Annotated in this window: 6 protein-coding genes; 5 read left to right on the forward strand and 1 reads right to left on the reverse strand. The window is 70.7% G+C overall.

All coding sequences use genetic code 11. The annotated features are described in order from the left end of the window. Positions 1-1224: 1224 nt before the first annotated feature. Positions 1225-3942, reverse strand: a complete 2718-nt coding sequence (locus tag BUE44_RS34460) for an ATP-binding protein (RefSeq protein ID WP_073502961.1) — start codon at positions 3940-3942, stop codon at positions 1225-1227. Positions 3943-4076: 134 nt separating this feature from the next. Here BUE44_RS34460 and BUE44_RS34465 point away from each other — a divergent pair, with 134 nt between their 5' ends. The 5 genes from BUE44_RS34465 to BUE44_RS34485 all read left to right on the forward strand — a co-directional run bounded on the left by BUE44_RS34465 (position 4077) and on the right by BUE44_RS34485 (position 8089). Then, a complete protein-coding gene (locus BUE44_RS34465) occupies positions 4077-5036 on the forward strand; it encodes a helix-turn-helix domain-containing protein (RefSeq protein ID WP_073502968.1) in 960 nt (319 codons plus the stop codon). Positions 5037-5072: 36 nt separating this feature from the next. Then, positions 5073-5909, forward strand: a complete 837-nt coding sequence (locus tag BUE44_RS34470) for an alpha/beta hydrolase (protein WP_073502962.1) — start codon at positions 5073-5075, stop codon at positions 5907-5909. A gap of 72 nt (positions 5910-5981) precedes the next feature. Then, on the forward strand, positions 5982-6803 hold the full coding sequence (locus tag BUE44_RS34475; protein WP_073502963.1) for an alpha/beta fold hydrolase: 822 nt from the start codon (positions 5982-5984) through the stop codon (positions 6801-6803). 67 nt (positions 6804-6870) lie between these two features. Next, a complete protein-coding gene (locus BUE44_RS34480; protein WP_073502964.1) occupies positions 6871-7698 on the forward strand; it encodes an alpha/beta fold hydrolase in 828 nt (275 codons plus the stop codon). 91 nt (positions 7699-7789) lie between these two features. Continuing rightward, the gene (locus tag BUE44_RS34485) at positions 7790-8089 is read left to right on the forward strand and encodes a transposase (protein ID WP_073502965.1); all 300 of its coding nucleotides are present in this window, start codon (positions 7790-7792) and stop codon (positions 8087-8089) included. Positions 8090-8132 lie beyond the last annotated feature (43 nt).

An 8132-nucleotide genomic window follows, 5' to 3' on the forward strand; every position in this document is an offset into this window, starting at 1 on the left:
GCAACAATGGACGGAAAACCCGCAAGTCCAGCAGCCGGGTGGGACGTTCTCCGTCGGAGTACGCCCGCTGGCTGAACTGCGGTTTACTGTCCATCTTCATCAGGAAATGCGTTTTGCCTGACGGCATTTTCCGTGTTATCAACCTCTCCGGAACGGCGACGCCTCTCCGGCTGGCGTGCTGGCAGACTCATCCGCGTCGAAGTGATCGCCGCGGGGCGCCAGAAGGTGGACAAGTTGCGACACCCCTGTCCCAGCTCATGGTGTGTGCTTCTAGGCGGGTGCGACGGACCGTCGACCGTGTCCCGATGACCCACCACGTCGAGTGCGTGGCGGTGCTCGTACCGACGTCGAAGGGCGCCTGACCAGCGGCTTCATCGGTGCGCATTATGTGCGCCGTGGGCGTTACGGGCGATATCTTGACGCTGAAATGACGCTCGTGACGCTCCTTTGACGCTCGCTCTGATGGGGTGTCAGGCATACTGTTGAGCATGCCCCGTCGGGTGGCACATACCGGTGGGACGCCGAGAGCGGGCGACGTTCTGCGTGTAGCTGCGGGTTCGGGATGATCAGTTGTCGCGGAAGAGACCTGCTGGCCTCGTGACCTGGGCGTGCAAAGGAATAGCGCCGCTGACCTGCGCAAATAGTCTTTCAGTTCTTTCACGCTCATGCCCGTTGATACAGCCGGAAGTCCCAGGAAAGTCCCAGGGCATTCTCACCGCGACGCGGCCGATCCTGAAGTCCGGGCAGGAGCAGCTCCCCGTCCAGCAGGCTACCCGGCGGCAACTGCTCCCCAAGCGCCGCGGCGACCTCCGGGAACGCCCCAGCAGCGCCCGGTAGCCATCCCACTTCGGCTCCGCCGCGGCACCTCTGGGTAGAGCAGGGCTGTTCACGGCTTCGGCGAGCACCGGCTCCGGCAGCATCCACACCATGACCGACAGCTACCACGGCTCGCGTCCGTGCGTCGTGCGCGGCGCGCTGACCTGGTCGGTGGTACGGGCCGGCGCGTTATGGCTTTTGACAGGCCTGCCCTTCTGGCCGAGTCGGAATTCGCGGTCGAGCTGTGACGGCGTAACGCAGCTCGCCGAGCGCTGCGGAGCCCCGGCCGCGGTGCTGCGATTCGACGAGAACGTCAGGCTGTTGCCGACAGAGCCAGTCGCGTCGGGGCGCAGCACCTACGGAAATGACGCGGTGGACCGGCCGGCGCAGCCGGCATGTTGGCGGCTTCTACGCGTCGAGAGCGTGGGGCAGTTGGTTGCGGGAGGTGATGCCGAGTTTGGGGAAGATCTTGTAGAGGTGGGCGCCGACGGTGCGGTGGGACATGTGGAGGTGCTGGCCGATGTCGCGGTTGGTGAGGCCTTGGGCGGCGAGGCGGGCGATGCGTACCTCCTGGGGGGTGAGGGTGGCAGGGCCGGGGGCCTTCTCGGGCGAGGGATCGCCGGCTGCCCGCAGTTCGCTGCGGGCCTGGTCGGCCCAGTGAGTGGCACCGAGGGCTTGGAGGAGATCGAGGGCGAGGCGTAGGTGGGGGCGGGAGTCGGTGGCGCGGCGGGTGCGGCGCAGGTGCTGGCCGTAGGTGAGGTGGAGTCGGGCACGGTGGTAGGGCCACTCGGCCAGCCCGGGTGCGGCGAGTGCGGTGATCAGGAGGGGTTCGATCTGGTGGTCGGGGGCGAGGTGGGCGCGGGCGTGGTTGATGGAGAGGTGGACGGCGGCTGCGGTGGTGTGCGCGGTGAGGGGTTCGAGGCGGTCCAGGATGGTGCGGGCTTCGGGGATGCGGCCGGCGGCGCGGGCGGCGTCGGCGAGTTCGGCGATGGTGAAGAGTTCGATGCTGTAGTGGTGGGCCGGGTCGGTGGGGTCGAAGAGACGGGCGAGGTGGTCGAATGCCTCGTGGGGGTGTCCTGCGGTCAGGGCGTTGATGCCCAGGGCGCGGTGGGCGACGGCGCGCAGGTAAGGGGTGAGGTGGCGGTCGGTGAGGATCTCCTGGCCGAGGGCTTGGGCCTGGTCGTGCTGGGAGCGGTGGGCGGCGATGGTGATGCGGTGGCCCAGGGCCATCAGTCGCCAGAGGGGTTCGTCGATGGCGATGGCCAGGCGTTCGCATTCGTGGCTGTTGTCGAGGGAGCGGTCCCATTGCCCGACCCAGATGTCGGCGCGTGCCCAGACGCTCAGGAACCGGGCGAGCATCATGGCGCGGCCCTGTTCGCGAATGTGGGAGGCGGTGGCGGCCATGGAGGCGGCGACGGAGGGGTATTCGCCGAGGAGGCCTTCAATGGCGATGGCGTGGCTCATCTGCAGGGGGTCGAAGGGCGATTGCTCGCGGATGAGGGCGGCGCGTTCCAGTACGGCCCGGCCGCGTTCGATCGGCTGGAGGCAGGCCAGGACCAGGACGGCGTTGCAGTCCTCCATGTGGGGGTCGAGGTCCGCGACGGTGGCGGCGAACCAGGAGCGGAGCTCGGCGGAACTGCTGTGCATCCAGCAGCGCAGAGCCGCAGCCCACAGCAGGTTTTGTGACAGTTCGAGTTCGTCGGCCTGCCGGGCGGCGAGGGCGTGGCCGACGAGGGTGCGGGTGAACAGCGGGTCGTCGCCGGGCCGCAATCCGGCGAGTTCTTCCAGCAGGGCGCGGCGGGCCTGGTCTTTGGCACCCAGGTCGGTCAGGCGGGTGCTGTCGAGCAGGGCGGCGGTCTTGGTCTTGCGGTCGGGCAGGTTGCAGGCCAGTTCGGCGGCGCGCAGCAGTTGGGCGGCCTGGTCGGCGTCGGTGGGGGCCAAGGCCGCGGCGCGTTCCAGGGCGTCGACCGCAACCGACAGGGCGCCTCGGGCGACGGCGCGGTCGGCGAAGGCGAGCAGGTCGTCGGTGATCTGCGGGTCGGGGCCCATGGCGGCGGTCGCGCGGTGCCACACGGCCCGGTCGGGTTCGGCGGCCAGGACGGTGGCGAGCGCGGCATGGGTGGCGATGCGGTCGGTCAAGGCGGCGTTCTGGTAGACCGCGGAGGCCACCAGGGGGTGGCGGAACCGCACGGCCGGACCGTCGGTGGTGACCAGGCCTGCCGCGACCGCCGGCTCGACGGCCTCCACTCCTGGTGGGGTGCCGGTGACACGGGCGGCGGTGGCCAGCAGTTCGGGCAGGCGGCAGCTGCCGTCGGCGGCCAGGGCGAGCAGGACCGCGCGGGTGGCCGGGGGGATGTCGGGCAGGCGGGCGGCGAAGGTCCGCTCCAGCCGTGCACTGGTCGGAAGGTGGGAGTGCAGCGGACCGTCGGTTCCGTCGGACTGCCGGACGGCGGCGGGCAGCTCCAGCAGGGCGAGGGGATTGCCGCGGGCGGTCTGCAGGATCCGGTCTCGGACGCGGAGCGGCAGGTCGCTGGCCCGCTGTTCCAGGAGTCGCCGGGAGGCGTCGGCGGGCAGCGGTCCCAGGCGCAGCTCGGGCAGGCCGGTGTCGGCGAAGGGATCGTGGTGGCCTTCGCGGACCGCGGCAAGGACGGCGAGGGGTTCGCCGGCCAGCCGCCGGGCGGCGAAGGCGATGACGTCGGCGCTGGGCCGGTCGAACCAGTGCGCGTCCTCGGCGGCCACCAGCAGCGGGTTCAGCCCGGCCGCCTCCACCAGCAGGTCCAGGGCCGCGAACGCGACCCCGAACAGATCAGGGACGACCGTACCGGCCTGGCCGAGGGCGGCTTTCAGGGTCTGGCGCGGATTGGCGGGCAGTGCCTCGTCGCGCAGCAGCGGCCACAGCAGCTGGTGCAGCGCCCCGAACGGCAGCCGGACCTCCGCGGGAATCCCGTGGGCGGCCAGGACCGTCAGCCCCCCGGCACGTGCTTGCCGCACCGCGGTGTCCAGCAGCGCGGACTTGCCGATTCCCGCCTCCCCGCGCACGATCAGCGCCCCGGCGCCGCGCCCGACCGCGCCGACGAACCGCGCCAGCCGCGCCTGCTCGGCCTGCCGGCCGTACAACGCCTCCATCTCCCGGCCCCCTCTGACGGTGCGGTCACCTGGTGCTTTGTTCGGCACCGAGGTCGACGATCGCTCATCACGGCGGGTGATAATCGACTCTCAGCGCACAGGAATGGACTTATGCGGGGAAGGAGGTGGGGACCGTGCTGCTCGTGGACACCCGGCAGGTCGCCGCCCGTGACCGGGCCGAGGCCGTCACCGCCGCGCTGACGGCTGGCTGCGTCGCCTCCCGGATCGTGCACCAGGACCCGGCGGGCGAGGTCCACGCCTCGATGCACCTGTGGACGATCGGACCGTGCAAACTCGTCACCGCCCAGGCCACCAGTCTGCGCCAGACCCGCACTCCCAGGCACCTGCGCGGCGACGACCAGCCCGAGATGCTCGCGCTGGCGATGCAATCCCACGGCCTGGCCCAGTACGACAAGGGCGGCCACCAGCAGGTCGTGCACACCGGCGACCTCATGATCAACGACCTGACGTCGCCGTACGAGGTGAACTGGCCCGACAACGGCGGCTCCAGCGCCTTCAACGTCACCTACGACCTGCTCGGCGTGCCGGTCGACCTGGCCCGCCGCGCCGCCCCGCTGCTGCACACATCCCCCCTGTACGGGCTGGTCCAGCACCACCTGGGCGCCTTGATCCGCCAGGTACCGGTGCTGTCCGACGACCCGGGAGCCCCCGCCCTGGCCACCGCGACCGTCGAGCTGCTGCGCGCCCTCGTCGTGTCGGCCGCCGCCGACGACAAGCTGGCCCGCCCAGCGCGGGCGGACACCCAGCTCACCCGGATCATGGCCTACGCACGGCAGCACCTGACCGACCCCGATCTGACCCCTGAGCGCCTGGCCGCGGTCCACCACCTCTCGGAGCGCTCCTTGTACCTGCTGCTGCGCGCCGGCGGCATCAGCCTGGAGCAGTGGATCATCACCCAGCGGCTGGAAGGCGCGCGCCGCGACCTGGCAGCCGCTGGCAAACGCCACCGCACCATCGCCGCGATCGCCCGCACCTGGGGATTCACCGATCCGAGCTACTTCACCCGCCGCTTCCACCGCGCCTACGGAGTGCTGCCCAAGGACTTCCGTCAGGCAGCACGGTCACCTGACTGATGCCCGCGCAGTCATCGCCTTCCTAACGTCCGGGGCATGACCTTTCCTCATGACCTCGAACAGATCACCCAGGCCAACGCCTCGGGGCGGCCGCCGGTGGTGTTCGTGCACGGGCTGTGGCTGCTGCCCGGCAGCTGGGACCGGTGGGCGGCCCTGTTCGCCGACGCCGGCTACGCGCCGGTCCTGCTCGGCTGGCCCGACGACCCCGACACCGTGGAAGAAGCCCAGGCCCACCCGCAGGTGTTCGCAGGCAAGAGCGTCGGGCAGATTGCCGACCACCTGGCCGACCTCATCGGCCGCCTGGACCGCGCCCCGGCCCTGGTTGGCCACTCCTTCGGCGGACTGCTCGTGCAGATCCTCGCCGGCCGCGGCCTGGCCCAGGCAACCGTCGCGATCAGCCCCGCCCCCTTCCGCGGCGTCCTGCCGCTGCCGTTCGCTGCGCTGCGCTCCTCCGCACCCGTCCTGGGCAATCCGGCCAACCTGCACCGGGCCGTACCGCTGACCTACGACCAGTTCCGGTACGCCTTCGCCAACGCCGTCACCGAGGACGAGGCGCACGAGCTGTACAGCGCCTACTGCGTGCCGGGTGCCGGAAAGCCGATCTTCCAGGCGGCCACCGCCAACATCAACCCGTGGACCGAGGCCAAGGTCGACAGCGGCAACCCCGCGCGGGGCCCGCTGCTGGTGATCACCACCGACCACGACCACACCGTGCCGCCCGCGATCGCCCAGGCCAGCTATGCCAAGCAGGCCCGCAACCCCGGCGTCACCGAGATCGTCGCGGTCCCCGGACGCGGGCACTCCCTCACCATCGACGCTGGCTGGCAGCAGGTCGCCGACACCGCGCTGGCCTTCCTGTGCCGCTCCCGGTAAGCCGCACCGCGCGCCCATCCGCACACAGCAACCCAGCAAAGCGATTTCCGCCACCTTGCAAGGAGAACCCCGATGAGCACGTTCACCGTCTCCGACGGCACCACGATCCACTACACCGACTGGGGACAAGGCCGGCCCGTGGTGTTCAGCCACGGCTGGCCGCTGTCCGGTGAGGCATGGGCCGAGCAGATGCGCCTGGTCGCCGAGCACGGCTTCCGCGCCATCGCCCACGACCGGCGCGGCCACGGCCGCTCCGACAACGGCTGGACCGGCCACCACATGAACACCTACGCCGACGACCTCGCCCAGCTCATCGAACACCTCGACCTTCACGACGCCATCCTGGTCGGGCACTCCACCGGCGGCGGCGAGGTCACCCGCTACCTCGGCCGCCACGGCACCGCCCGCACCACCAAGGCCGTCCTGCTCGGTGCCGTCCCCCCGCTCATGCTCCAGACCGACGCCAACCCCGGCGGCCTTCCCCGCTCGGCCTTCGACAACATCCGCGACGGCGTCGCGCGCGACCGCGCCCAGTTCTACGCCGACCTCGCCATCCCCTTCTACGGCGCCAACCGCGAAGGCCACACCGTCTCCGACGGTGTACGCCAGGACTTCTGGCGTATCAGCATGCAGGCCGGACTGAAAGCCGCCTACGACTGCATCGCCCAGTTCTCCGAGACCGACTTCACCGACGACCTCAAGAGCATCGACGTCCCCGTCCTGGTCGCCCACGGCGACGACGACCAGATCGTTCCAATCGGCGCCGCCGGCCTGCGTTCGGCCGAACTCCTCAAGGACGCCACCCTGCGCGTCTACCCCGGCGCCCCGCACGGCCTGGTCGGCTCCTTCAAGGACGCCTTCCACGCCGACCTCCTCGCTTTCATCAACGCCTGACACCCACCGCGCCCCCGGCGTCCCGCCGCCACCGGCGGCGGGACGCCACGGTCAACAGGAGAAGACCATGCCCCGTATCTCACGCCGACGCAGCGCGATCACCACGCTCGCCCTCCTCACCACGCTGGCCTGCGTGCCGCTCACCGCAGCGGCCGCTGGCCCCGCCCGCACCGCCGCCACCACCACCAAGCCGACCATCGTGCTGGAGCACGGAGCGTTCGCCGACGCATCGGGCTGGAACGCCGTCGCCACCACCCTGCAAGCCGCCGGCTACACCGTCGTCGCCCCCGCCAACCCCCTGCGCGGCCTGCCCCAGGACGCAGCCCGCCTCACCTCCCTCCTGGCCTCCATCGACGGCCCCATCGTCCTGGTCGCACACTCCTACGGCGGCGCGGTCATCACCCAGGCCGCAGCGGGAAACCCCCACATCACCGCCCTGGTCTACATCGCCGCCCTCATACCCGACACCGGCGAGAACCTCGGCGCCCTGGCCGCCCGCTCCACCGAATCCCAGCTCGCACCCGCCCTGCGCCCCCTGCCCTACACCGACCCTGACGGCACCCAGGGCGCCGACCTCACCATCGATCCCGCCCAGTTCCGCGCCGTCTTCGCCGCCGACCTGCCCGCCGCCCGCACCCGGCTCCTGGCCGCCGAACAACGCCCCATCGACGCCGCCGCCTTCACCGCCACCGCCACCGCCGCGGCCTGGCACACCATCCCCACCTGGGCCCTGATCGCCCGCCAGGACAAAACCCTCGGCGCCGACCTCGAACGCTTCGAAGCCAAACGCGCCGCAGCCCACACCGTCGAGATCAACAGCTCGCACGCCGCACTGATCTCCCACCCCGCCGCCGTCACCGCCCTCATCCTCACCGCCGCCCACGCCACCAACTGAACTGCAACCAGGCAGGCGACACCTCATGAAGCTTCCCCGTTGACCTGGACGCCTGGAGACTGGGACGTGGTCCCAGAGGAAGTAGAGCCAGGTGAGCAACAAGCGGGGCAAGCGGTACTCGGAGGAGTTCAAGCGTGATGCCGTCGCGCTGGCCCGATCCTCCAGTAAAACGGTCACCGAGGTGGCCCGAGACCTGGGAGTGAGCCCCGAGGGGCTGCGGAGCTGGGTCAAGCAGGACAAGATCGACCGCGGCGAGGGCGGCCCGGGCGAACTGACCAGTGCCGAGCATGAGGAATTGCGTCGCCTTCGCCGGCAGAACCTCGAACAGCAGAAGACCATCGAGGTCCTGAAAAACGCCACGGCCTTCTTCGCGCGGGAGAGCGACCGGTGAGCGAGGTCTACCGGTTCATCTCGGCGGAGAAGGCCACCTACCC

The organism is Actinacidiphila paucisporea, from assembly GCF_900142575.1.
Lineage (GTDB): Bacteria > Actinomycetota > Actinomycetes > Streptomycetales > Streptomycetaceae > Actinacidiphila > Actinacidiphila paucisporea.

Coding starts and splice junctions, on each gene's coding strand:
- BUE44_RS34480 (WP_073502964.1), top strand. CDS start 6,871: ATGCCCCGTATCTCACGCCGACGCAGCGCGATCACCACGCTCGCCCTC.
- BUE44_RS34475 (WP_073502963.1), top strand. CDS start 5,982: ATGAGCACGTTCACCGTCTCCGACGGCACCACGATCCACTACACCGAC.
- BUE44_RS34460 (WP_073502961.1), bottom strand. CDS start 3,942: ATGGAGGCGTTGTACGGCCGGCAGGCCGAGCAGGCGCGGCTGGCGCGG.
- BUE44_RS34470 (WP_073502962.1), top strand. CDS start 5,073: ATGACCTTTCCTCATGACCTCGAACAGATCACCCAGGCCAACGCCTCG.